Source organism: Pedobacter kyonggii, from assembly GCF_004310665.1.
GTDB lineage: Bacteria > Bacteroidota > Bacteroidia > Sphingobacteriales > Sphingobacteriaceae > Pedobacter > Pedobacter kyonggii.
Genome location: NZ_SIXF01000030.1, coordinates 13,040 through 37,705, shown reverse-complemented (window position 1 = coordinate 37,705; position 24,666 = coordinate 13,040). Strand labels below are relative to the sequence as shown.

The window sequence follows — 24,666 nt, the reverse complement described above, 5'->3', positions numbered from 1 at the left end:
TAAAATTATGTTATTTTGGATACAAAAATAGCATCGCATATTTTATTACACAAAATGGACGTGAAAAAGTCGTTATTTGATAACCTACAAAATTTCTTCGGGTTTGACAATTTCAAAGGTGATCAGGAGTCGATCATTACAAATATTTTAGAGGGCAATAACACATTTGTTATTATGCCAACAGGCGGAGGGAAGTCTATTTGCTATCAATTACCCGCTTTAATGAGCGAAGGAACAGCAATTGTAATCTCTCCACTAATCGCTTTGATGAAAAACCAGGTTGACCAATTAAGGGCTTTTGGTGGAAATGACAGTATTGCTCACTTTCTTAATTCATCCCTAAATAAATCTGAAATTACTCAAGTTAAATCTGATCTTTTAAGCGGTCAGACTAAGTTATTGTATGTTGCGCCAGAGTCTCTGGCGAAGCAGGATAATATTGAATTTTTAAATCTGATTAAAATCTCTTTCGTTGCCGTTGATGAAGCGCATTGTATTTCTGAATGGGGGCACGATTTCAGGCCGGAATACCGTAAGATTAAACAGGTTATTGCAGGATTGGGGAATAACATTCCAATTATTGCATTAACTGCAACTGCTACGCCAAAAGTACAGCAGGATATTATGAAGAACCTTGGAATGACAGAAGCAACGTTGTTTAAATCGTCATTTAACAGGCCCAACTTATTTTACGAAATCCGCCCTAAAAGAGACATTACCAAAGAAATTATTAAGTATATCAAATCTAATCCGGGCAAATCCGGGATTATTTACTGCCTTAGCCGTAAAAAAGTTGAGGAAGTGGCAGAAGCATTAAATCTGAATGGAATTAGTGCCTTGCCTTATCATGCGGGGTTAGACCCCAAGGTTAGGGCCGAAACGCAGGATAAATTTTTGATGGAAGATGCTGAGGTTATTGTTGCAACCATTGCCTTTGGTATGGGGATTGATAAACCTGATGTTCGCTTTGTTATTCACCATGATGTGCCTAAAAGTATGGAGGGTTATTATCAGGAAACTGGTAGAGCCGGACGTGATGGTGGCGAAGGCGTGTGTATTGCTTTCTATGCTCAAAAAGACGTAGACAAGCTGGCTAAATTTATGAAAGATAAGCCGGTTTCGGAACGCGAAATTGGCACACAGATATTAAAAGAAGTGATCGATTATGCTGAATCTGGTGTATGCAGACGTAAGCAGATCCTTCATTATTTCGGTGAAAACTTTAATGAAACGGGCTGTAACTGCATGTGTGATAACTGTAAAAAGCCTAAAAAGCAGTTTGATGCAGAAAGTCAATTGTTAACCGTTTTGAAATTTATCGAAAAATCAGGCGAAAAGTTTGATGATGCACACTTGTTAAACGTATTTTTAGGTTTAGAAACTGCTCAGACCATTGCTTACGAACACAGTAAGATTCCTGAATTTGGAATTGGTAAAGAAGAAGGTGAGCTGATGTGGAAATCGATTATCCGCCAGGCTGTTTTAAATAATTACCTTTTTAAAGACATTGACAATTACGGTTTATTAAAGTTAACCAAACAGGGAAGAGATTTTATTATCAACCCTTATAGCCTTAAATTCATACTAAACGAACCAATAGAGAATGGTGCTGATGACGATGACGATGATGTAAAACAAGGTACAGGTGCTTTAGATACCCATCTTTTATCATTGCTTAAAGAGCTACGTAAAAAAATTGCCAAGCAGAAAAGTGTTCCACCATTCGTAGTTTTCCAGGATCCATCTCTAGAGGAAATGTGTACACATTACCCGATTACGATGGAAGAGCTTCGCCAGATTTCTGGTGTAGGTTCGGGTAAAGCGATGAAATTCGGAACACCTTTTATCGAACTAATCAAAAAATATGTCGAGGATAACGATATCGAACGTCCTATCGATTTGATTATTAAAACTCAGGCCAATAAATCGCAGATGAAGGTTTCGATCATTCAAAATATCGACAGACAGATTGGTTTGGAAGATATTGCTGATTCGAAAGGCATCACTTACGAAGAAATTCTGAAAGAAGTAGAATCGATTGTAAACTCTGGCACTAAACTTAACCTAAACTATTTCATTGATGAAGTAATTGATGATGATAGACAGGATGAAGTATTTGACTATTTCAGAGCAGCCGAAAGCGATTCTATCGACGAAGCACTTAACGAATTAGGTGAAACCGATTATACTCGCGAAGAAATTCAATTGATGCGGATTAAATTCATGTCAGAACTAGGAAATTAAAAATTAGATGTGAGATAGGGGAAACTAGATTTGAGACAAACTCAGATCTTAGATCTTATGTCTCACATCCCACATCTCAACTATGCTTAACTATTTAGATAAATTAAAAAATACAGATTCGGGAAATTTCTTTTTAATGGCTGGTCCATGCGCTATTGAAGGCGAGGATATTGCCATGAGAATTGCCGAAAAGATTATTACAATTACTGATAAGCTTCAGATCCCATATATTTTTAAAGGTTCGTACCGAAAAGCAAATAGAAGCAAAGGAAGTTCTTTTACAGGCATTGGCGATGAAAAAGCTTTACGCATTTTAGAACGTATTGGTAGAGAATTTGGTGTGCCAACAGTCACCGATATCCATGAAAGCGGTGAGGCTGCAATGGCAGCTGCTTATGTAGATGTATTGCAGATCCCTGCATTTTTATGTCGCCAAACTGATTTATTAATTGCTGCCGCCGAAACTGGAAAAGTAGTAAACGTTAAAAAAGGTCAGTTCCTTTCTGCAGGTTCTATGAAATTTGCAGTTGAAAAGGTAAAAGAAGCCGGAAATAACAAAGTGATTTTAACAGATCGAGGTAATACTTTCGGTTATCAGGATCTGATTGTTGATTACCGTGGTTTACCCGAAATGCAGGGTTTCGGCGTTCCGGTAGTGATGGATTGCACACATTCCTTACAACAGCCCAATCAAAGTAGTGGGGTTACCGGCGGTAAGCCAGAATTAATTTCGACTATCGCTAAAGCAGCAATTGCAGTAGGGGCAGATGGCTTATTTATTGAAACACACCCTGATCCTGCAAATGCAAAATCGGATGGTGCCAATATGCTACATTTAGACCTGTTGGAAGAAACATTAACCAAACTGATCCGAATCAGACAAGCTATATTATAATCTTGAAAAATCCGAAAGTATTTCTCAGTGCGGAATGGCGTAAACTGGCTTTGGCACAATATGCTGTAGATAAAGAAATACTTTCGAAATACCTTCCTCCACACACCGAATTAGATGATTGGCAAGGTAAATATTATGTAAGTTTAGTTGGCTTTATGTTTATTGATGTTAAACTCCGAGGCTTTAATATTCCATTTCATACTGATTTTGAAGAGATTAATTTAAGATTCTATGTGAAATTTAAAGATGGAGATACGTGGAAGAGAGGAGTCGTATTTATAAAAGAATTTGTACCCAAGCCTGCGATCACCTTTGTAGCCAACACCATTTATAAGGAGAAGTACCAAACATTTCCAATGAAACATATTTGGATTGAACAAGAACATCAAATCGAGGTAGATTACCTTTGGAAGAATAAAAATTGGCAGAATTTTTCAGTAAACGCTGTATCAAAAGCTGAAGAAATTTTAGTTGGTAGCGAAGAAGAATTTATTACAGAACATTACTGGGGCTACACCAAAATCGGAGCAGATAAAACATCTGAATACGGTGTCGAACATCCGCGTTGGCAAGTTTATCCTGTAAAAGATTATAAAATTAATGCCGATTTTGGAATTAACTACGGAAATGACTTTACTTTTTTAAACGATGCCAAGCCTGATTCTGTATTTTTGGCTGAAGGCTCTGAAATAAGGGTACTAAAAGGGAAGAAGTTTTAATACGGCAAATATTCTTGTCATCCTGAATGCAATGAAGAATCTTTATCAAATAAATTTCAGCTTGTGTTTCATAAGCGGAGTATTCTTCAATAAGTTCATAATGAAGAAGTCACCATTATATCCTATGATAGTCTCCGCGCCAGTTTTTAATGGTTTTCTTAATCTCATCTGGAGATAACTTATCAACCACAGTTTTATCAACTAAGGCTATAAATTCTTCATCACCAGCAAAACGCAAAGCCATAATTTGCCCCATTCTCAGCTCACTCGGAAGTGCTTTACCAGTAAGAATGTAATAACGCAACTTTTCTTCGGCTCTTGCAGCTCTATCCTGTGCCTTAAGTGCAAACATCCGTGCCATTACTGCTATAATTGCTATCAGGAAAAATGCAAGCACAAGCAAGCCTGTAATTATAGTGGGTATGGCTATGCAGGAATAAATGGCAAAACCTAATCCTAATATAGCTAAGGGTATTGTGAAAAAATGAAAAGGTGGATAAAATCTCTTATGGTTTCCGTAATGCTGAGACATCTTGATTTTTTTTAAGTAATACTTTATATGTTTATATTTTAGTAATTACAAACGATGTTCTACGATTGTTTTTCCTACCTGATTCAGTTTTATTATCAGCAATAGGTTTGCTTGCTCCAAATCCCTTAAAGGTAAGCCTTTTAGAATCAATACTATTTTTGATCAGATACTCGTAAACTGCATTGGCACGATTAAAAGACAACTTTTCATTTAATTTATCATCACCAACATTATCGGTATGGCCCTGAATCTCAATCTGTACGTTTTCATTTTGATGTAAAAATTCAATAAGTAGATCCAATTCGCGGATAGAGGCAGGCAAAAGATTAAACTTATTGGTATCGAAGAAAATGTTTCTTAGTGTAACATTTCCGCCTTGCTTTATTTTTTCGATGTAAACTTCAATCTGGTAAGGTTTATTAATATCCCCGGCCTTGAGCTCGAAGTTTTCAGAGTAAAACATGTAACCTTCGGCATTTACGTTAAACAAATAATTACTCCCAACAGGCATTACAGCTAAAAACTGGCCAGTCTCTGGATCAGTGTAGTCATCAAAAACAGTTTTATTAGTTTTCAAATCTACCACCTGAACATTACTTTCGATCGTTTTTTTAGTATCCCGGTCTCTTACAATTCCTTTAACATAAGAAACCTTCAGCGGTTTTGCTACTTCAGGAATTCCAAAACTGTAAACATCCTGTAAGCCAAAACCTCCTTTTAAATTCGAAGAAAACAAGCCGAAATTCCCATCGGCACTTACTACCAAACCACTTTCATCTTCGAAAGAATTGATGGGATAACCGATATTAATTGGCTTTTGCCACTTGCCATCATTATCCATTCTGCTATAATAAATATCTTTGTTCCCGAAGCCTGGCCAACCATCAGAAGAAAAGTACAAAGTTCTTCCATCAGCATGCAAAAATGGTGTATTTTCATCATAAACGGTGTTGATATCTGGTCCAAGGTTAACGGCAGGTCCCCATTTGGCTTCATCGGTAATGCTGCTTTTCCAGATATCATAACCTCCAGATCCGCCTGGTCTGTTGCTTATAAAATACAAAGTTCTTCCATCAGGACTGATTGCCGGTTGTGATTCCCAATATTCTGAATTAACGGGTTTCCCAACATTATAAGGTTCGCCCCAATCTTTACCCTCGCAGTGCGAAACATAAATATCACATCTACCTAGGCCATCGGGACGGTTGCATCCCGTAAAAAAAAGGTACTTCCCATCAGGTGAAATTGTTTGCGCCCCTTCATTATATCGGATAGTATTTATATTGCTGGATAAGGGAGTAGCGGCATCCCATTTATTATTTTTAAGCTGTGATGTCCAAAAATCTTCATTACCATTTATCTGACGGGTAAAAACCAGAGTTTCGCCATCAGCAGTTATCGCAGGAAAGTACTCAGCATCTGTTGTATTTACCCCTTCAGCTAAATTTGTGGGACTATATTTTACGGGTTTCTTAATTGCTATGGCAGCGAAATCACAATCTAAAAGATATTTCTTTGCTCTTCTTGCCCTATCAGATGAAGAATCTAATATCAAAAATTCACTAAAATGTTGTTTCGACTTTAAATAATCCTGAGTTGCGAATTCGGTTTCAGCCAATCCATAAATTACAGCCGGAGCTACAGTTTTGTTGATCAATATGGCTTTTTCGTAAGCAGCTTTGGCTTCAGCATACTTTTTTTGCGCCTTATAAACGCTAGCAAGCACAATGTAGGCATTCTGAAATAATGGATCAGCTTCAACCGCACTTTTTAATACCTGTTCGGCAGCAGCATAATCCATTTTATCAATAAATGGACCAGATTTTTCAAAAAAAACCTGTGCTTTTTTATTCAGGGAGCTTTGCCCAAAACAATAAATACTTAGTATGCTAAAGAAGAGGACTAAACAAAATTTCATTACATTAACATTTGCTTATAAAGCTAATGTATTGTTTTTAAGGAATATTTAAAAATTTGTGCGTTTGTAAAGAAATTTCCCATTTAGGATTAGCCATTACATAATCAATAATTAATGGTGTAATTTCTTTTGCTTTAGACCATTCTGGCTGTAGATATAATTTGCAGGTAGGAGACACCATAGCCGCGTACTCTTCAGCCCATTTAAAATCACTTTTATTAAAAACAATCACTTTTAATTCGTGCGCAAAAGGTGTAATATCAGGTCTTGGTGCTTTAAATTTCTTTGGTGATAAACAGATCCAGTCCCAATTTCCAGATAAGGGATAAGCACCAGAAGTTTCGATGAAAGTTAAGATACCACGTTCTTTTAATTTATTGGTCAGGTAATCCAGGTTATAAATCAAGGGTTCGCCCCCAGTTATAACAACAGCTTTCCCTGGAAATTTATCGGCATTTTCTACAATAACATCTGATGGGGTAAGTGGATGCATTTCTGCGTCCCAGCTTTCTTTAACGTCGCACCAATGGCAACCTACATCGCAGCCGCCTAAACGGATGAAATAAGCTGCTTTACCAGTATTAAATCCTTCGCCCTGTATAGTATAAAATTCTTCCATTAAAGGAAGTAATGTGCCGTCTTCTGGTATTTCTTGTTTCATTGTTGAGGATGCAAATATCCTAAAAAAATATGGTGATGCTGTTCCTCTTTTGAAATTTAATCGAAAGATGAAATAAGACTGATATTTATTTGCCGTATTTTAGCACAATGAAGTGGTTTAAGGCATTAAATAACAACCAGATTCCCCGTCCAGATACCATCAGGACCATTGAGGTTGCCGGAAAACAGATCTGCTTGATCAATAGTGATGATAAAATTATTGCAACCCAATCTCATTGTCCACATGCTGGTGGTCATTTTAGTGGCGGCTGGTGCAAAAACGGACATCTGGTTTGTCCGATCCATCGGTACGAATATAGTTTAACTACGGGAAGGGGAGCAGAGGGACAAGGTGATTATATCAACATCTATCCAACCGAATTGCGCGAAGATGGCCTTTATATCGGTTTTGAAGAAAGCTGGTGGAATAAACTTTGGGGTTGATTTTAACCACAGATTAAAAGGATGAACACAGCTATATTATAGGTTTACTGGTTCATTGTTAAAGCAAATTGCCTATCATAAGCTGGGCATATGCTAACCAAGCGCCTTTCCTTAAATAAAAAAAGCGATCCAAAAATGAACCGCTTTTCCTTCTTTAGTCTTTAGGCTTAAGAATATATTTCTTTTCTTGCTGATGCCAACGTATTTTTCAGTAAACCTACAATTGTCATTAAACCTACACCACCCGGAACAGGCGTAATATAAGAGGCCTTAGCTGCTACATTTTCGAAATCTACATCACCATATAACTTAAAGCCAGATTTGGTTTCGGCAGAAGTTTCGCGGTTAATGCCTACATCGATAATAATGGCACCAGGTTTAACCATGTCGGCAGTAACAAAATTCTTTTTACCAATGGCAGCAATCACAATATCTGCCTGAAGAACCTGTTCTTTTAAATCTTTAGTACGAGAGTGGGTAAGTGTTACGGTACAATTGCCAGGGTTTGCGTTACGGGCCATTAAAATGCTCATCGGGCTGCCTACAATATTACTGCGACCAACAACCACACAATGCATTCCGGTTGTATCGATATTGTACTCCTCCAGCATCAATAAAATACCATAAGGTGTGGCCGGGATAAAGCAAGGCAGGTTGCGCATCATTCTACCCAAATTTACAGGGTGGAAACCATCCACATCTTTACGGTGATCGATCTTTTCGGTAACTTTCTCCGGATCGATGTGTTTTGGCAAAGGCAATTGAACAATTAATCCGTCTACATCATCATCCTGGTTAATTTCTTCAATTTTCGCTAGTAATTCGGCTTCAGTTACTGAGTTATCATATCTATGTAACGATGATTTAAAACCAACTTTTTCGCAGTTTTTCATCTTACTGGCCACATAGGTTTCGCTTCCACCATCGTTACCCACTAAAATAGCAACTAGGTGTGGCTTGCGACCACTTTTATTTAAAAATTCGGCAGCTTCCTCTGCAATTTGAATTTTAATTTTTTCTGATACGTATTTACCGTCTAATAATACCCCTAAATCCCCTGAAGGGGACTTTGAATTTGCATCGCTCATATAACTTGCTCCGTTATAATTTTATAATTTAAGATTTAACTTAATAAAACTCGCCAATAATCCCCCCTTCAGGGGGCTAGGGGGTTAATCTAATTTCAAAACCGCCATAAATGCACTTTGTGGAATCTCTACGTTTCCAACCTGGCGCATACGTTTTTTACCTTTTTTCTGTTTCTCCAATAACTTACGTTTACGGGAAATATCACCACCATAACATTTAGCCGTTACATCTTTACGTAAAGCACTCAGTGTTTCTCGGGCAATAACTTTAGCACCAATTGATGCCTGTATTTTAATCTCGAACTGTTGACGTGGGATTAACTCTCTTAATTTCTCACAGATTTTCTTTCCAAAATCGTAAGCATTGCTACGGTGAATCAGAGATGATAATGCATCAACAGGCTCATCGTTCAACAATAAATCTAATCGTACTAAATCAGATTTACGATAACCAATTTGGTGATAATCAAACGAAGCGTATCCTTTAGAAAGTGTTTTTAACCTGTCATAAAAGTCGAATACAATTTCGGCCATTGGCATTTCGAAAACCAACTCAACCCTGTCCGATGTTAGATATGATTGATTAATAATCGCACCCCGTTTTTGGATACAAAGCGACATTATTGGACCAACAAAGTCAGCCTTGGTAATAATATTTGCTTTAATATAAGGTTCTTCAACCGAATCCAATTTACTTGGATCAGGCAAATCAGATGGATTATTTACAATAAATTCATCACCTTTTGTAGTATGTGCAATGTACGATACGTTTGGAACCGTTGTAATTACAGTCATATCGAACTCGCGTTCTAAACGCTCCTGGATAATCTCCATATGCAACATTCCTAAGAAACCACAACGGAAACCAAAGCCTAATGCCGCAGAACTCTCAGGTTCGAAAACGATAGAAGCATCATTTAATTGCAACTTGTGCATCGCTTCACGAAGTTCTTCAAACTCGTCTGTATCAACTGGGTAAATCCCAGCAAAAACCATTGGTTTAACCTCTTCAAAACCTTGAATGGCATCTAACGAAGGTCTGGCAACAGTTGTAATCGTATCACCAACTTTTACCTCTCTGGCTTCTTTAATCCCAGAAATAATGTAGCCCACATCTCCGGTTTTTACCACATTACGTGGCGACATATCCAGTTTTAGAATACCAACCTCATCAGCCAGATATTCTTTGCCAGTATTAATGAATTTTACTTTGTCGCCTTTTTTAATTTCGCCGTTTACTACTTTATAATAAGCAATAATTCCCCTGAATGAGTTAAAAACAGAGTCGAAAATTAAAGCTTGCAAAGGTGCTTCCGGATCACCAACCGGAGCCGGAACACGGTCTACAATTGCCTGGATAATATCAGGGATACCCATGCCGGTTTTACCCGATGCAGGAATAATATCTTCTCGTTTACATCCAATTAAATCAATAATCTGGTCTTTTACTTCCTCGGGCATTGCCCCAGGTAAATCCATTTTATTTAAAATCGGAATAATTTCAAGGTCGTGTTCAAGTGCTAAATATAAGTTCGAAATGGTCTGTGCCTGAATACCTTGCGAAGCATCAACGATAAGTAATGCACCCTCGCAGGCAGCGATAGAACGCGAAACTTCGTACGAAAAATCTACGTGTCCAGGTGTATCAATAAGGTTGAAATTATACTCAATATCACCAACTTTATAGTTCATTTGTATGGCATGACTTTTAATTGTTATGCCTCTCTCACGCTCTAAATCCATGTTATCGAGCAATTGCGCCTGCGCCTCACGCTTTGAAATTGTCTCGGTGTATTCTAATAACCTATCAGCCAAAGTACTTTTACCATGGTCGATATGTGCAATAATGCAAAAATTACGTATATGCTTCATCTTTGCGCAAAGATATGCTTTTTAATGGAAAATATAAGAGGGAAAATGGAATGCTGCAATGGTTGAATCTTTATCTTTTTGGCAAGTAAAAATAGGGGTGTTCGCTTGCAATGATCCTGTTTTTATACTTTATCCCGACTTTAGGTTTGGATGTTCGTTTCCATCAGATTTATTGATCATTTGTGGTAATTCTTTTGAAGGGATTTATACCTGGTGCTTAAAATTAACCACAGATAAGCACAGATCATGCTATTCAATTAAGCAATTCATCTGTACCTATCTGTGGTAAAAACTTAAACCATAGTTTTTTTCCATTTACCCTTTTTAAACAAGATATAGGCAGCTATCGCAATACCTGCTTCAGCTGTTGGGATGGCAATAAAAACACCTGTTGGACCCATTTCTAAAAATTTGGCCAAAAAGTAAGCCAAAGGAATCTGGAACAACCAAAAGGCAAAAACATTAATTTTGGTAGGTGTCCAGGTATCTCCAGCACCATTAAATGCACTACTGAATACCATAGCAGCTCCATAAATCACAAAACCGAGGCTCATAATCTTAAGGGCCTTACTCGCAATAGCTATTACCTCTTCATCTGATGTGAAAAATGCTGCGAACAAATGTCCACAGGTTAAAAACAGCACACTTACAACCGCCATGAAAATGATGATGTATTTCAAGGTCTGGAATACCGACTTTTCAGCGCGATCTATATGACCCGCGCCTAAATTCTGGCCAACCAAAGTGGCAGCTGCATTGCTTAAGCCCCAAGCGGGTAACATAAAAAACATCATCAGTCGCAGTGCAGTTTGGTAACCTGCCGACCCCGTGTCACCACCAGTAGTGGCAACAAGCTCTGCCAAAAACACCCAACTACAACTCGCAATTACAAACTGAAAAATGGCTGGAGCGGCAATCTTAACAATGGCTTTAATCTGGGTAAAATCAGGCAAGAAGTGACTAATGCGTATTTTTAAGATGTTTTTACCACTAAACAGATTGTAAACCTGATAAGTAACACCTAAACCACGACCAATTGTGGTGGCAATTGCAGCACCTGTTAAACCGAATGCTGGTACTGGCCCAAAACCATTAATAAAAATAGGGCAGAGGATGATGTTCGCAATATTGGCGATCCATAAACTCCGCATTGCGATCGCCGCATTACCTGCACCACGAAAAATCCCGTTGATTAAGAATAAGAGTACAATAATAATACTTCCACCCATCATAATCCGAACAAATGGAATACCTTGATCAGCTGTTTCAGTTGAGGCACCCATGAGCAATAGAATATCTCTTGCATAAATTAAGCCTAGAATACTGATTATAATGTTAACGAAAACCGCAATTACAATCGTCTGCATACCAGCTTTTGATGCCGCTTCTGGATTCTTCTCGCCAATTCTCCTGGCAACCACCGCTGTTGCAGCCATACTCAACCCGATGGCTAATGAATAAATAATGGTTAACACAGATTCCGTTAAACCAACCGTTTGTATAGCATAACTACTATTTTCTAAATGACCTACAAAATATAGATCGACTAGGGCAAAAACCGACTCCATAGCCATTTCTAGCATCATCGGAATGGCCAATAAAATAATTGCGCGTTTAATACTAATTGAAGTTAAATCAACCTCATGACCTTTTAATGATTGGACGAGGATATCGAAAAAAGACGAAAGTTTGCCCTGCGCCTTTGTTGACTGTGACATATAATAATAAAGTAAAGTGTAATGTATAAACCAATGATACGCCATTAAGCGTACATATCTAAAAATTGTATTGGAGGGAATCCTCGGTTATTTAGAACCTCAAACGGATTGCAGATACTATCATGGCTCTGGTCTTTTTGATGCAACAAATATAGATAAAATTTCGAATTGTCAAATTTAGATGACCAATTTTTATTGAAGTGATTAATTTTTATTGTCGATTACCAGCCTGTGTCTCACAGACCATTCAAATTGAATTTACGAGTATTTTTTTATCACAGAGACATGGAACTCAGGGATCTATAATTCCTTAATCGGTGTAATCATCTCTATATACTGTAGGCTTTGATCATTTCTTCTGAAACCTTTGTTCCACGGCCAGTAGTCAAATCAATCAATACATAATCAAAAATGCCATCTGAAACCACCTTGCTAGTCTTTTGATTAATGATTTCAAACTGAACCGAACAGCCTTTATCATTCATGGTTAAAATTCCTGTTCTAATCAGCATTAAGTCATTCATTAACAATGGGCGTTTAAAACTAATGTCAACATGGCTTACAACCCATCCCAGGCCCTGTTTAGTAAAATGTTCCCAAGGCATACCGTAGAATTTTTCCATTTGCTCGTAACGTGCTGCCAATACATAATCAAGGTATTTACTATTATGTACATGGTTAAACATATCAATATCATCCGGGCGGACACGTAATTCACTTTCAAAAATGCAGTACTGGTTCTTTTCCAAGGGTAAATGTTTTTTTGCAAAAGTAAGCTTTTGATGTCTTTATATAAAGATGTATTGATGTAAAGATATATCATCTATTTTTCGTATTTTTGATATGAAATGGGAAAGCTCACTTTATATGATATTACAGTTGCGCGCGAAACAATAGCCGAAGAGCGTGAAAATGTTTATTTAAAGCGTACCCCCGAGCAGCGCTTCTTTGGTGTTTTGCAGCTTAACCACATTTCAGTTATCATGAATGGGGGGCAACCCCTTAAATCGCCACAAGGGAAGGGTATTATTATCCGTAAGGCAAACATATAATTCAAATATGTCTTTTGATAAGGAAAACCAAGAAATGCTCTTGTTATTGGAAACATTTGAGCAATTTGACGTACATTATCTAATTGTGGGCGGTTTTGCAGTTAACCGTTATGGCTATAATCGTACCACTGGTGATTTAGATATTTATTTAAAAGACAGTAAAGATAATAGGCAAAATCTTATTTATGCTTTAGATAAGATGGGTTATGGTAAATACGATATGTTGTTGGATGTTCCAATTATAGCAGGTTATTGTGAAGTTTTAATGGATGATGGCATGTATGCTGATTTAATGACTGATATCCCTGGATTGGATAAACACAAATTTAATGAGTATTTTGAAATGGCCACAGTAGATGAGATTAATGGTATTAAGGCTAGGTTTCTTCATTACAACCATCTTTTGGATAATAAACGGGCAACTAATAGGCCTAAAGACCAATTGGATGTTTTAGAATTAGAGCGCATTAATAAGAAAAACTAAGTTTCGTGCACCTCCTCAGGTTTTCTAAACCCGTCTTAACGAAATACCTTTTGTGAAGGGGTCTTCGACACGCCGAGACTAACAATCACAAAAGACTGTAACGCGGACGGAAGGTCAGCAAGCGATGAAAACTAAATTTGCTTTTCTAAAAATGATAATTAAAAATTAAATTTAATCAATTTCCTTTGGTTCAGCTTTATCATTACTGATGAAACGCCATTCCTGCCCGTAAAGCGATTTATATTGGACCATAATTTTAATATTGGCTTTTTCTATAAGTGGCCCAAGGCGTTCATCGTTTATATTTATCAGACTTAACTTTTCGCCGACAGGCAAAATTTCGTTTTTCCAAAGATTAGCCAGGACTACTGATTTAGTAGCCTCTAAAGCGTTATCTTTTTTTATTTGTTTAAGAATTTCGGCTATATTTTTATAACGTTTTGATTTATAATAAAAATCATAATCAGCTACAATAGCTGGACCAAGGCCTTGGTTTACAATCAGAAACTCATAATGATAATTATCTTCCCCAGTTTTTTTTATGTCCGAAAAACTGTTTGAATAACTCATAAGCAGTGGTTTCACAGACGCATATTGCTGAACTTTTTGCAACCTGGTTTGATATAAGGTTATAATAATAGCGCAAATACTGGTTACAATTGCACATAAACCAACCACAGTATTTAATGATAACTTAAACTTATTTTGCGCTTTCTGCATATTTCATTAGTTTGTAAATTTAATCTAAAATAGAAAATATCAGTTGTTGAACCTATAAGATGTAAATATTTCTAAAAAGGCAAATACACAAGAAAGATAATAACAACAAGCGCTTGTTAATAAATAAAAATAACCTTATCTTTGCGCCACAATTAATTAATTTTTATTGCTTTAATATTATTCAAGAATGTATTTAAGTCCAGAGAAAAAAGCTGTAATCTTTAAAGAACACGGCAAAGTAGAAACCAATACGGGTTCTGCAGAAGGTCAAGTAGCGTTATTTACATACCGTATTGCGCACTTAACAGAACACTTAAAGAAAAATCGTAAAGATTTCTCTACTCAGTTGTCACTTCAAAAATTGGTAGGTAAACGCCGCGGTATTTTGGCTTACCTATACAAAAAAGATATTGAGCGCTATCGTGCTATCATCAAAGCTTTATCGCTTCGTGATATCATCAAACAAAAATAAGCGCAAGTTTATCAATAAAAGCCATTCTTTAGGGAATGGCTTTTTAATTCCCTGTTAATTTTTTAACGGGTTTTATTATAGATAGGCTTTTTTTAATCCTATCTTCGTTTGCAAAAACAAATACATATATAAACAACGGTGTGTAGAAAGAGGAAAACACACCATAATTCTATTTAAATGAATGTAATAAAAAAATCGTTCGATTTGGGCGATGGCAGAATTGTAGAAATTGAAACTGGTAAATTGGCTAAACAGGCTGATGGTTCGGTTGTAGTAAAAATGGGCGATACGATGTTGTTAGCAACAGTAGTATCAACTGTTGGTGCTAAACCAGGTACTGATTTTTTACCTTTATCGGTTGATTATCAGGAAAAATATGCGGCTACAGGTCGTATTCCAGGAGGCTTTTTACGTCGTGAAGCAAGATTATCCGATTACGAGGTATTAATCTCTCGTTTGGTAGATAGAGCTTTGCGCCCAATGTTCCCAAGTGATTATCACTCTGATACCCAGGTGATGATTTCTTTAATCTCTGCTGATAAAGATATAATGCCGGATTGTTTGGCAGGTTTAGCAGCATCTGCTGCACTATCAGTTTCTGATATTCCTTTCAACGGTCCGATTTCTGAAGTACGTGTGGCGAAAATCGATGGTAAATTAATTATCAATCCGAAAGCTAGCGAATTAGAGCGTGCAACTTTAGAGTTTATGGTTGCTGGTTCGGCTAATGATATAGGCATGGTTGAAGGTGAGTGTGATGAAATTCAGGAAGACGAAATGGTTGAGGCTTTAAAATTTGCACATGATGCGATTAAAGTTCAATGCGCCATTCAGGTTGAATTAACCGAAGCTACTGGCAAAACGGTTAAACGTGAATATAACCACGAAGACCATGATGCTGATTTAAAAGCTAAAGTTTATGCTGATACTTACGATAAAGTTTATGCTGTAGCAAAAGCTGGCGGCAATAAAGATGTTCGTAAAGAAGGTTTTACTGCAATCATTAACGAATTCTTCGAGGCAATGCCGGAAGATACTGCAGATTTAACTAAAGCAATGGCTAAACATTATTATCATGATGTTCAGTACGATGCCATCAGAAACCTATTATTAGATGAAGGTATCCGTTTAGATGGCCGTAAGACTACAGAAATACGCCCTATCTGGAGTGAAGTTGGTTATTTACCTGCTGCCCATGGTTCGGCTGTATTTACACGTGGCGAAACACAATCATTAACTTCAGTTACTTTAGGTAGTAAAGATGATGAGCAAATGATTGATGGTGCTTTCTTTAATGGTTACAACAAATTCTTATTGCACTATAATTTCCCTGGTTTCTCAACTGGTGAGGTTAGACCAAACAGAGGCGCTGGCCGTCGCGAAATTGGTCACGGCGCTTTAGCACAACGTTCATTGAAAAAAGTATTGCCTCAAGGTGAAGCAAATCCTTATACCATCCGTATTGTTTCTGATATCTTAGAATCTAATGGTTCATCATCAATGGCAACTGTTTGTGCTGGTACATTAGCATTAATGGATGCAGGTATTAAAATCAAATCTCCAGTTTCAGGTATCGCAATGGGTTTAATTACCGATGAAAAAACTGGTAAATATGCAATCCTTTCTGATATTTTAGGTGATGAAGATCACTTAGGTGATATGGACTTTAAAGTAACTGGTACTGAACATGGTATTGTTGCTTGTCAAATGGACTTAAAAATCAATGGTTTATCTTACGAAGTTTTAACAAAAGCTTTGTTACAGGCTAAAGAAGGTCGTTTACACATCTTAAATGAGATGAAGAAAACCATCAGCTCACCTAACGAAGATTACAAACCACATGCACCACGTATTGTTTCTTTAACTATTGATAAAGAATTTATCGGTGCAATTATCGGCCCTGGTGGTAAAATTATCCAAGAAATGCAACGCGAAACCGGTGCTTCAATCTCTATCGAAGAAGTTGATGGTAAAGGCATTGTGGAAGTATTTGCAGATAACAAAGCAGCTATTGATGCAGCGGTTACCCGTATCCGTAATATCGTAGCTAAACCAGAAATCGGCGAAGTTTACCAAGGTAAAGTAAAATCAATTATGCCATTTGGTGCATTTGTTGAGGTGATGCCAGGTAAAGATGGTTTATTACACATCTCTGAAATTTCATGGGAACGTTTAGAAACCATGGACGGTGTATTAAAAGAAGGTGATAAAATCGAGGTTAAATTATTAGACATCGATAAGCAAGGTAAAATGAAACTTTCTCGCAAAGTTTTATTGCCAAGACCAGAAAAACCAGCTGCGCCACAAGCGTAAAAAAGTCCGAAGACGGGAGACCAAGAGTCGGAAGATATAGCAAACCCTTTCAGTTTTACTGGAAGGGTTTTTATTTTATGCAAAAATTTAACTTCGGTCTTTCTGACTAAAAACTTTCGGACTTCTTTCGTAACTTGCATTATTAGTAAATCGTATAAACAAATCGTCATTGCGAGGCACTAAGCAATCTTTAAGTAGACTATTTTAAAAGATTGCTTCGTGCCTCGCAATGATGGAATTATAAAAGAAATGAAATACATCATTGCCCCATCCATACTTTCTGCCGATTTCGGCAATTTACAACGAGATATTGAAATGATCAACCACAGCGAAGCCGATTGGTTCCACGTTGATGTGATGGACGGCGTTTTCGTTTCAAATATTTCTTTTGGTTTCCCCATCATGGCTGCTGTAAAAAAACATGCTACCAAACCTTTAGATGTACACTTAATGATTGTTGAGCCGGATAAATATGTTCAGGATTTTGCCAAAGCGGGAGCGGATAGAATCACGGTACATTACGAAGCCTGCACGCACCTGCATAGAACCATTCAATTAATTAAAGCATCTGGTTGCAAAGCTGGTGTAGCACTAAATCCTCATACACCAGTAACCTTGTTACAAGATTTAATTGAAGATCTTGATCTGGTACTCATTATGTCGGTTAATCCCGGTTTCGGCGGACAGGCTTTCATCCATAATACCTACAAGAAAATAAAGGATTTAAAGGCCTTGATTCAAGGGGTAAATGAAGACCTAATAATTGAAATCGATGGTGGTGTTGGTTTGCAAAATATTGCTACATTAGTATCTGCAGGTGCCAATGCTTTTGTGGCCGGAAATGCAATTTTCGCAACAGATAATCCAACAGAAACCATTTCTAAAATGAAAAGCTTGACAACTAGCGCGATAAATATTTAATTTGTTAAATGTTTTATTGCTAAATTGTTTTTAGGATGAGGCACATACAGTCTTAATACCTGATACTTTGTCCTTGATACTAAAAATGCTCAAATTTCGGCTAATCCTTCTCTTTTTAATTGCTGGTTGCGGTTTTGCCGTGGCACAGCCTTTAGTTAGGGTTTCAGGAATAGTTTATAGCGATGAAAAGTTACCCTTAGCACAGGTTACGGTAATCGTTTTAGGGCAGGCACAATCAACAGTTACTGATGAATTTGGTGTATATACCATTTATTCAAAATCGAAAACCTTTAGCATTAAATATTCGCTTTTGGGTTATCAGCCACAAACAATAGAATTTAGCGAACGCTCGGGAGCTAGGATTATAAAACAGGTAAATTTAATTGCTAATATAAATGAATTAGAGCAGGTTAATATCACCAATAAACAGAACCAGTTAAGTAACACCACTACTATTAATATTGCCGATGTTTCTTCAATGCCATTGGTTTCTGGCAATTTTGAAACTATGCTCAAAACCCTGCCAGGTGTATCTACAAACAACGAATTAAGTGCCCAGTATAGCGTTAGGGGAGGTAACTTCGATGAAAATCTGATTTACATCAACGATGTAGAAATTAACCGACCAGTATTGATCCGCAATGGACAACAGGAGGGACTAAGTTTTATCAATTCAGACCTGGTGAGTAAAGCAAAATTCTCTGCAGGTGGCTTTGAAGCTAAATATGGCGATAAACTATCTTCAATCTTAGATATTAGGTATGATAAACCAGATAGTAATCAAACCATCTTTAGTACGAGTCTTTTAAATACTTCGTTAACAACCAAAAAAATATTCAAAAACAGCTTCCTTTTGGCTGGTTTACGCTACAAAAACAATTCAAGTGTACTGATTAAACAAGATGAAAAGGGAAGTTATAGTCCGAATTTTGCCGATGCACAACTCCTGTATCAATATGATTTTTCATCAAAATTCAATATCAGTTTTTTGGGGAGCTTTAACCTCGGTCAGTTTAAACTGGTACCCACTAATAGAGAAACCCAGTTCGGAACGTTGAGTACTACATTAAGACTAAATGTGGATTATACAGGACAAGAAATAGACGATTACCAAACTTTGGGAAGCGCTGTTACTACTACTTATTCACCCAAACCAAACCTGGTGATCAAGTTTATAAACAGTTATTTTAGTACGGTTGAGAGAGAGCGCTTCGATATTAATGGCAGCTATATTTTCGATGAGGTGGATAATAATTTTTCAGGTGAAAATTTTGGGGTGATCAATAAAAACAGGGGCATTGGCAGTTATTATAATTATGGAAGAAATAGTTTAAACACCCAGATCTTCGCTTCTGAAATAAAAGTAGATCAGAATTTTAATAATCATGTTTTTTCCTGGGGAATAAAATTCGACAATTCTAAATATAACGACCAGTTGAACGAATATAATTATACTGATTCTGCTGGCTTCATCTTGCCCAACAATTCGAAAAATATCACGTTGCAAAATGTAATCAACATACAGAACAATATCGATATTAAAAATTACAGTACCTACATTCAGGATAGTTATTCACTTTCAAATTCGGCAGAACTGCAATTGGGCGCACGCGCAACATATAGTTCGTTAAGCAAACAGTTGTTAATCAGTCCAAGGATGTTAATTGCTTACAGACCCAATTCAAACAACAAAATTTTAAGGTTTTCTGCTGGTGTTTATAAGCAGCCACCCTCATACCGAACCATCCGCGATTTTTCCGGAGTATTAAATATCGATCAAAAGGCACAGAGTTCTTATAACACTTCTCTAGGTTATGAATACGCTTTCGATGCTTTTGGAACGCGCTTGAAGTTTACTTCTGAGGCGTATTTTAAATATTCTGATCGATTGATACCGTATAAAATAGATAACCTGAGAATTAAATATCTGGCGAATGAAGTCTCACGTGGTTATGCTTATGGGGCCGATTTTAGCATAGGTGGTGAGTTTGTTAAAGACATGGTTTCGTATTTCAGAATGTCGGTAATGCACGCCAATGAAGATATTATTGGAGATAGTTATGTCCAGAATGGAACTACAATTTATCCTGGCTACTTAAAAAGACCAACTGATCAGCGTTTAAATTTCTCTATATTTTTCCAGGATAAATTATTAAATAGTCCAACTTATAAAGTACACTTAAATGCACTATATGGTTCAAGGCTACCGATTGGTCCATCGCAAACCCCACGGTATTTAGATCAATTTTTTATCCCATCATACAAGCGGGTAGATATCGGTTTCTCTAAAGATTTCCTTGATGACGCCGCTTTGCACAAACCCAAATTTTTGGACAAAAATTTCAGTTCGGTTATTTTGTTCTTTGAGGTTTTTAATATGCTGAATATCGACAACACAGTTTCCTACTTGTGGCTTAAGGATGTAGATAATATGCAATATGCCATTCCAAATTATTTAACAGGCAGGCAGTTTAACCTGAAGTTGATTGTAAAGTTGAAGAATAAGCCATAAACTACTAACCTATCAGGTTTTAAAAACCTGATAGGTTTGATAAGACATTCTTCATCTTTTTGTATTTCTGATTAATGAATTCTTTTGCAAAAACTGCAACAAAAGGCTCAATTTCGTTGAGATTTTTAACAAAATTTAATTTTTTATGATACGATTTTATGGGCATAACTGCTATAAAAATTTTACATTTACGCCCATAAAACATTATATAATAAGATGAAGCATAATTTTGGCGCAGGCCCTTGTATTTTACCTCAAGAAGTGTTTAAACAAGCAGCTCAGGCTGTTTTAGATTTTAACGATGGATTATCAATTTTAGAAATTTCGCACAGAACAACCGAATTTGAGGCAGTTGTTGCTGAAGCTGATAAGTTGGTAAAGGAATTATTAAATGTGCCGTCGGGTTATTCCGTTTTATTTTTACAAGGTGGTGCAAGTTTACAGTTTGCAATGGTTCCAATGAATTTATTGGGCGATGGACAAACAGCAAGTTATTTAGACACTGGTGTTTGGGCAACCAAAGCACTAAAAGAAGCTAAATTTATCGGTAATGTGAATGTAGTTGCTTCGTCTAAAGATGCGAACTATACATTCATTCCAAAGGATTTTGAAATTCCTGCTGATAGTGCTTATTTCCACTATACTTCAAACAATACCATTTACGGAACTGAGCTTTTCGAAGTACCTAAAACTAACATTCCTGTTGTTTGCGATATGTCTTCTGATATTATGAGCCGTGTAATCGATGTTTCTAAATTCGATTTAATTTATGCCGGTGCTCAAAAAAATGTAGGTCCTGCTGGTTTAACCATTGCTATTGTTAAGAATGAAATTTTAGGAAAAATCGACCGTAAAATTCCATCTATGTTGAACTATCAATCGCATATCGATAACGATTCGATGTACAATACACCTCCGGTTTTCTCAATCTATGTAGCTTTATTAAATCTACGTTGGTTAAAATCGAAAGGTGGTGTTGCTGAGATTGAAAAGGAAAACAAACAAAAAGCTGAAGCACTTTACAGAGAGATCGACCGTAATCCATTATTTAAAGGAACTTGTGCAGTTGAAGATCGCTCTAGAATGAACATCTGTTTCGTAATGGAAAATCCAGAATTGGAAAAACCATTCTTGAAATATGCAGAAGAGCAAGGTATTGTGGGTATTAAAGGGCACAGAAGCGTTGGTGGTTTCCGTGCATCTATGTATAATGCGTTGCCAATTACAAGTGTACATGCTTTGGTAGATGCCATGCAGGTATTTGAAGAACAACAAGCAAAAGCAAATTAATTTAAATTTTAACCACAGATGATTACTGCAATTATTTAATCGGTGTAATCAATCAAATCTGTGTAATCATAAATAACAATGATTAAAATATTAGCAAACGATGGGATTGATCCGATCGGAAAAGAATTATTAGAAAAAGCAGGTTTCCAGGTTGATACTGAAACTGTTCCTCAGGATAAATTAGCTGAAGCATTAAAAAACTATGATGCCATTACTGTACGTAGTGCTACAAAAGTTAGAAAAGAATTAATTGATGCTGTACCCAATATCAAATTAATTGGTAGAGGTGGAGTAGGCATGGATAATATCGATGTAGAATATGCACGCAGTCAAGGCATTAATGTAGTAAATACACCAGCTGCATCTTCATTATCAGTTGCTGAATTGGTATTTTCTCACTTATTTACGGGTATCAGGTTTTTACAGGATGCTAACCGTAAAATGCCTGTAGAAGGTTCAACTCAATTCAATAACTTAAAAAAAGCTTATGCTAAAGGAACCGAATTAAGCGGTAAAACCATCGGTATTATCGGTTTTGGGCGTATCGGTCGTGCTACTGCAAAAGTGGCTTTAGGATTAGGCATGAATGTTTTGGCTTACGATTTATATCCTTCAGAATCTGAAATCACTTTAGAATTCCAAGGTGGGAAATCAGTAAGTATTCCAATTAAAACGGTTTCATTGGACGAAGTAATTACAGGAAGTGATTTCTTTAGTTTACATACTCCATTTGCCGATAAACCGATTTTAGGTGCAGAAGAATTTGCTAAAATGAAAAACGGAGTAGGTATTGTAAACTGTTCGCGCGGTGGAACAATTGATGAGCCAGCTTTAATTGAAGCATTAAATTCTGGTAAAGTTTCTTTCGCTGGTTTAGATGTTTTCGATAACGAGCCTACGCCATTGGCAGAAATTTTAACTCACCCAAAAATCTCTTTAACACCACATATTGGTGCATCAACCAACGAAGCACAAGAACGTATTGGTACGGAATTGGCAACGTTGATTATTGAGCATTTTAAGAAATAATAAATAAATCCAGACCTTATAGGTTTTAAAACCTATAAGGTCTCTATATTTAATCTAACGCATTCGTTAGTACCCAATAGCGGAAACCCAAAATCGCCTTCTGAAAAGTAGTAAGCTTATTCGGATCCTTTTTATACAAACTTGGTAAAAGCGTTTTATTTATCTTCACCAAGATTTTAAACAGTCCTTTTTTCATAATTTATCTATTGCTTTTAGTGATTACGAAGCTGCTAATACCTAATTGTAATTTTAAGAGGTGATCTTAGCTGCTCTATACTCCTGAAGTTTTTTACTAAAGAAATAAAATCCACCTGCCATCACTAAAATCAAAAAGACGATGATATAGGTTGATAAACCTCCTTTATTCTTTTTCTCTAAATCTTCTTTGAGTTGAGCATTCTGATCCTGTAGTTTTTTAATGGTTTGCATATAACGTTCCATTCGCTCCTGAGAATTATCCGCCACAGCTACTTTCTGCTGGTTCTGCAAATCTTTATAATCCATTAATACTTTCAGCTCTTTGAAGATGTTGTTATCGGTTAAAACTACCTGACGAAGAATTTCATTGGAATTTTTAATATCACGTTTGGTTTGCCAGCCGAATATTCCAGTTCGTTGATTTAAACTTTCATCATACTGACCAAACTTGGCACTTCTTTCTACAAGTAATGAATTTACTTTAGCACGCTGTGCAGCATAGGCAGCGGTATCTTGCTGTGCAAAGGCTTGCAGATTCAGCAATAGAATAATAAGCAGATAAAAATATTTCTTCATGCGGTATAAACGTGAAAAGGGTGGAAGTTGTTTGGACCAGTTTATTGGTTCATTAGCCATAAGTTCATTGGTTTGCAAAGTGACTATTCTGCTTTTGCTATTGAGAACAAACGAAGATAGCTTTAGTTTGTTTAATCATCGAGACAAATAAACCATTGAGCCAATGAACTACTGAACTTTCCTAAGGATGAAACTCCACCCTTACAATATCACCTAAATGCAAACCTAATAAACCACTTGCTTTACCTTTATTAATCGCAATTTCCAAGTGGTTACTAATCCCGAACAGGCAAAGTTTTTCACCTTCCTGCACTTCATTGTAATGCCAGCTTAATTGCGTAATGGTTTCGCTTTTTCTAAAGTATAAAGTAAAGTCCCTGTTCTTCTGTATTTTGGTAAAAAGATCTTTAGTAATGTTGGTGATTACATTGCAAAAAGTATCGATATACACCACACTACCACGGATCACATCTCGTTCAATCACAGGATGCAAAAGCATCTTCTGTTCAATCTCTGCTACAGGTAAACCGATGTCTTTCAGTTTGCCACCTTTGGCCAAATGCGTGGCTGCCTTAACAAAAATATCAACCAAAGGGAAGTGTAGATATTTCAAATCCTGCATAATGTTCAGCTCTACTACATCTTCCGGAACATCGTCAAAAAGAAGAGAGAAAATACCATTATCCGCCCCTACAAAAAAGTGATCACGGTGCTTTACAGCAATATATTTGGTGTTTTCGCTGTATACAGAATCGATACCGATTAAGTGCACCGTATTCTTCGGAAAGTAAGGATAAGCGTTTTTTAGCACGAAGGCTGCGTACGAAATATTGAATGATGGAACCTCATGGGTAATATCAACTAAATTAACATTAGGCATAAGACTCAACAGACTACCTTTAAGGGCACTCTGGTAAAAATCTTTTGAACCTAAATCTGTTGTTAAAGTAATTATCCCCATTAAAAATTCATTATTATTGCTTATTCTTGTGTACGGGCCTAAGCGTCT

General features: G+C 36.7%; 23 protein-coding genes. 12 read left to right on the top strand and 11 right to left on the bottom strand.

Annotation, left to right across the window (positions count from 1 at the left end; genetic code table 11):
- Positions 1-54 precede the first annotated feature (54 nt).
- The 3 genes from recQ (at position 55) to EYS08_RS21090 (ending at position 3,858) form a co-directional block, all read left to right on the top strand.
- Positions 55-2,244: a DNA helicase RecQ gene (recQ, locus tag EYS08_RS21100; RefSeq protein WP_131031993.1), complete on the top strand. Its 2,190-nt coding sequence runs from the start codon at positions 55-57 to the stop codon at positions 2,242-2,244.
- Between the two features lie 82 nt (positions 2,245-2,326).
- Positions 2,327-3,139 (top strand): 3-deoxy-8-phosphooctulonate synthase, encoded by an 813-nt coding sequence (gene kdsA / locus EYS08_RS21095; RefSeq protein ID WP_029275158.1) that lies wholly within the window; start codon positions 2,327-2,329, stop codon positions 3,137-3,139.
- 2 nt (positions 3,140-3,141) lie between these two features.
- The gene (locus EYS08_RS21090; RefSeq protein WP_131031965.1) at positions 3,142-3,858 is read left to right on the top strand and encodes a YqjF family protein; all 717 of its coding nucleotides are present in this window, start codon (positions 3,142-3,144) and stop codon (positions 3,856-3,858) included.
- 115 nt (positions 3,859-3,973) lie between these two features.
- On the opposite strand, the gene EYS08_RS21085 is transcribed toward EYS08_RS21090, so the two are convergent.
- From EYS08_RS21085 to EYS08_RS21075, 3 genes are read right to left on the bottom strand one after another with little or no spacing between them, the layout of a single operon-like run.
- Entirely contained in the window at positions 3,974-4,390 is a 417-nt protein-coding gene (locus EYS08_RS21085) for a DUF6526 family protein (protein WP_131031964.1), read from the bottom strand.
- A 31-nt stretch (positions 4,391-4,421) separates the two neighbouring features.
- Entirely contained in the window at positions 4,422-6,308 is a 1,887-nt protein-coding gene (locus EYS08_RS21080; RefSeq protein ID WP_131031963.1) for an OmpA family protein, read from the bottom strand.
- Between the two features lie 37 nt (positions 6,309-6,345).
- A complete protein-coding gene (locus EYS08_RS21075) occupies positions 6,346-6,969 on the bottom strand; it encodes a 7-carboxy-7-deazaguanine synthase QueE (protein WP_131031962.1) in 624 nt (207 codons plus the stop codon).
- A 107-nt stretch (positions 6,970-7,076) separates the two neighbouring features.
- Here EYS08_RS21075 and EYS08_RS21070 point away from each other — a divergent pair, with 107 nt between their 5' ends.
- Entirely contained in the window at positions 7,077-7,412 is a 336-nt protein-coding gene (locus EYS08_RS21070; protein WP_131031961.1) for a Rieske (2Fe-2S) protein, read from the top strand.
- Positions 7,413-7,579: 167 nt separating this feature from the next.
- On the opposite strand, the gene EYS08_RS21065 is transcribed toward EYS08_RS21070, so the two are convergent.
- The 4 genes from EYS08_RS21065 to EYS08_RS21050 form a co-directional block, all read right to left on the bottom strand.
- Entirely contained in the window at positions 7,580-8,500 is a 921-nt protein-coding gene (locus tag EYS08_RS21065) for a bifunctional 5,10-methylenetetrahydrofolate dehydrogenase/5,10-methenyltetrahydrofolate cyclohydrolase (RefSeq protein ID WP_131031960.1), read from the bottom strand.
- Between the two features lie 84 nt (positions 8,501-8,584).
- A complete protein-coding gene (gene lepA / locus EYS08_RS21060) occupies positions 8,585-10,372 on the bottom strand; it encodes a translation elongation factor 4 (protein WP_131031959.1) in 1,788 nt (595 codons plus the stop codon).
- A 293-nt stretch (positions 10,373-10,665) separates the two neighbouring features.
- Entirely contained in the window at positions 10,666-12,090 is a 1,425-nt protein-coding gene (locus EYS08_RS21055; RefSeq protein WP_131031958.1) for an MATE family efflux transporter, read from the bottom strand.
- Positions 12,091-12,419: 329 nt separating this feature from the next.
- Positions 12,420-12,839: an acyl-CoA thioesterase gene (locus EYS08_RS21050; protein WP_131031957.1), complete on the bottom strand. Its 420-nt coding sequence runs from the start codon at positions 12,837-12,839 to the stop codon at positions 12,420-12,422.
- A gap of 99 nt (positions 12,840-12,938) precedes the next feature.
- On the opposite strand from EYS08_RS21050, the gene EYS08_RS21045 reads away from it, so the two are divergent.
- Both EYS08_RS21045 and EYS08_RS21040 read left to right on the top strand, forming a co-directional pair.
- Entirely contained in the window at positions 12,939-13,142 is a 204-nt protein-coding gene (locus EYS08_RS21045; RefSeq protein ID WP_131031956.1) for a hypothetical protein, read from the top strand.
- A 7-nt stretch (positions 13,143-13,149) separates the two neighbouring features.
- The gene (locus EYS08_RS21040; protein WP_131031955.1) at positions 13,150-13,626 is read left to right on the top strand and encodes a hypothetical protein; all 477 of its coding nucleotides are present in this window, start codon (positions 13,150-13,152) and stop codon (positions 13,624-13,626) included.
- Between the two features lie 171 nt (positions 13,627-13,797).
- On the opposite strand, the gene EYS08_RS21035 is transcribed toward EYS08_RS21040, so the two are convergent.
- Positions 13,798-14,346, bottom strand: coding sequence for a hypothetical protein (locus tag EYS08_RS21035; protein WP_131031954.1), 549 nt, complete (start codon positions 14,344-14,346; stop codon positions 13,798-13,800).
- 187 nt (positions 14,347-14,533) lie between these two features.
- Here EYS08_RS21035 and rpsO point away from each other — a divergent pair, with 187 nt between their 5' ends.
- From rpsO to EYS08_RS21005, 6 genes are all read left to right on the top strand, one after another.
- A complete protein-coding gene (rpsO, locus tag EYS08_RS21030; protein WP_029275143.1) occupies positions 14,534-14,818 on the top strand; it encodes a 30S ribosomal protein S15 in 285 nt (94 codons plus the stop codon).
- A 177-nt stretch (positions 14,819-14,995) separates the two neighbouring features.
- Entirely contained in the window at positions 14,996-17,131 is a 2,136-nt protein-coding gene (gene pnp / locus EYS08_RS21025; RefSeq protein ID WP_131031953.1) for a polyribonucleotide nucleotidyltransferase, read from the top strand.
- Positions 17,132-17,380: 249 nt separating this feature from the next.
- Entirely contained in the window at positions 17,381-18,052 is a 672-nt protein-coding gene (gene rpe, locus EYS08_RS21020) for a ribulose-phosphate 3-epimerase (RefSeq protein WP_131031952.1), read from the top strand.
- An 85-nt stretch (positions 18,053-18,137) separates the two neighbouring features.
- Positions 18,138-20,564 carry a TonB-dependent receptor gene (locus tag EYS08_RS21015; protein WP_131031951.1) on the top strand — a complete coding sequence of 809 codons (2,427 nt, stop codon included), beginning with the start codon at positions 18,138-18,140 and terminating at the stop codon, positions 20,562-20,564.
- Positions 20,565-20,780: 216 nt separating this feature from the next.
- Positions 20,781-21,854, top strand: coding sequence for a 3-phosphoserine/phosphohydroxythreonine transaminase (serC, locus tag EYS08_RS21010; protein WP_131031950.1), 1,074 nt, complete (start codon positions 20,781-20,783; stop codon positions 21,852-21,854).
- Positions 21,855-21,932: 78 nt separating this feature from the next.
- The gene (locus tag EYS08_RS21005) at positions 21,933-22,883 is read left to right on the top strand and encodes a D-2-hydroxyacid dehydrogenase (protein WP_208745924.1); all 951 of its coding nucleotides are present in this window, start codon (positions 21,933-21,935) and stop codon (positions 22,881-22,883) included.
- Positions 22,884-22,932: 49 nt separating this feature from the next.
- On the opposite strand, the gene EYS08_RS25875 is transcribed toward EYS08_RS21005, so the two are convergent.
- From EYS08_RS25875 to EYS08_RS20995, 3 genes are all read right to left on the bottom strand, one after another.
- Entirely contained in the window at positions 22,933-23,079 is a 147-nt protein-coding gene (locus EYS08_RS25875) for a hypothetical protein (RefSeq protein ID WP_165456535.1), read from the bottom strand.
- A gap of 53 nt (positions 23,080-23,132) precedes the next feature.
- Positions 23,133-23,657, bottom strand: a complete 525-nt coding sequence (locus tag EYS08_RS21000; protein WP_131031949.1) for a hypothetical protein — start codon at positions 23,655-23,657, stop codon at positions 23,133-23,135.
- A gap of 181 nt (positions 23,658-23,838) precedes the next feature.
- A complete protein-coding gene (locus EYS08_RS20995; protein WP_131031948.1) occupies positions 23,839-24,618 on the bottom strand; it encodes an SAM hydrolase/SAM-dependent halogenase family protein in 780 nt (259 codons plus the stop codon).
- Positions 24,619-24,666 lie beyond the last annotated feature (48 nt).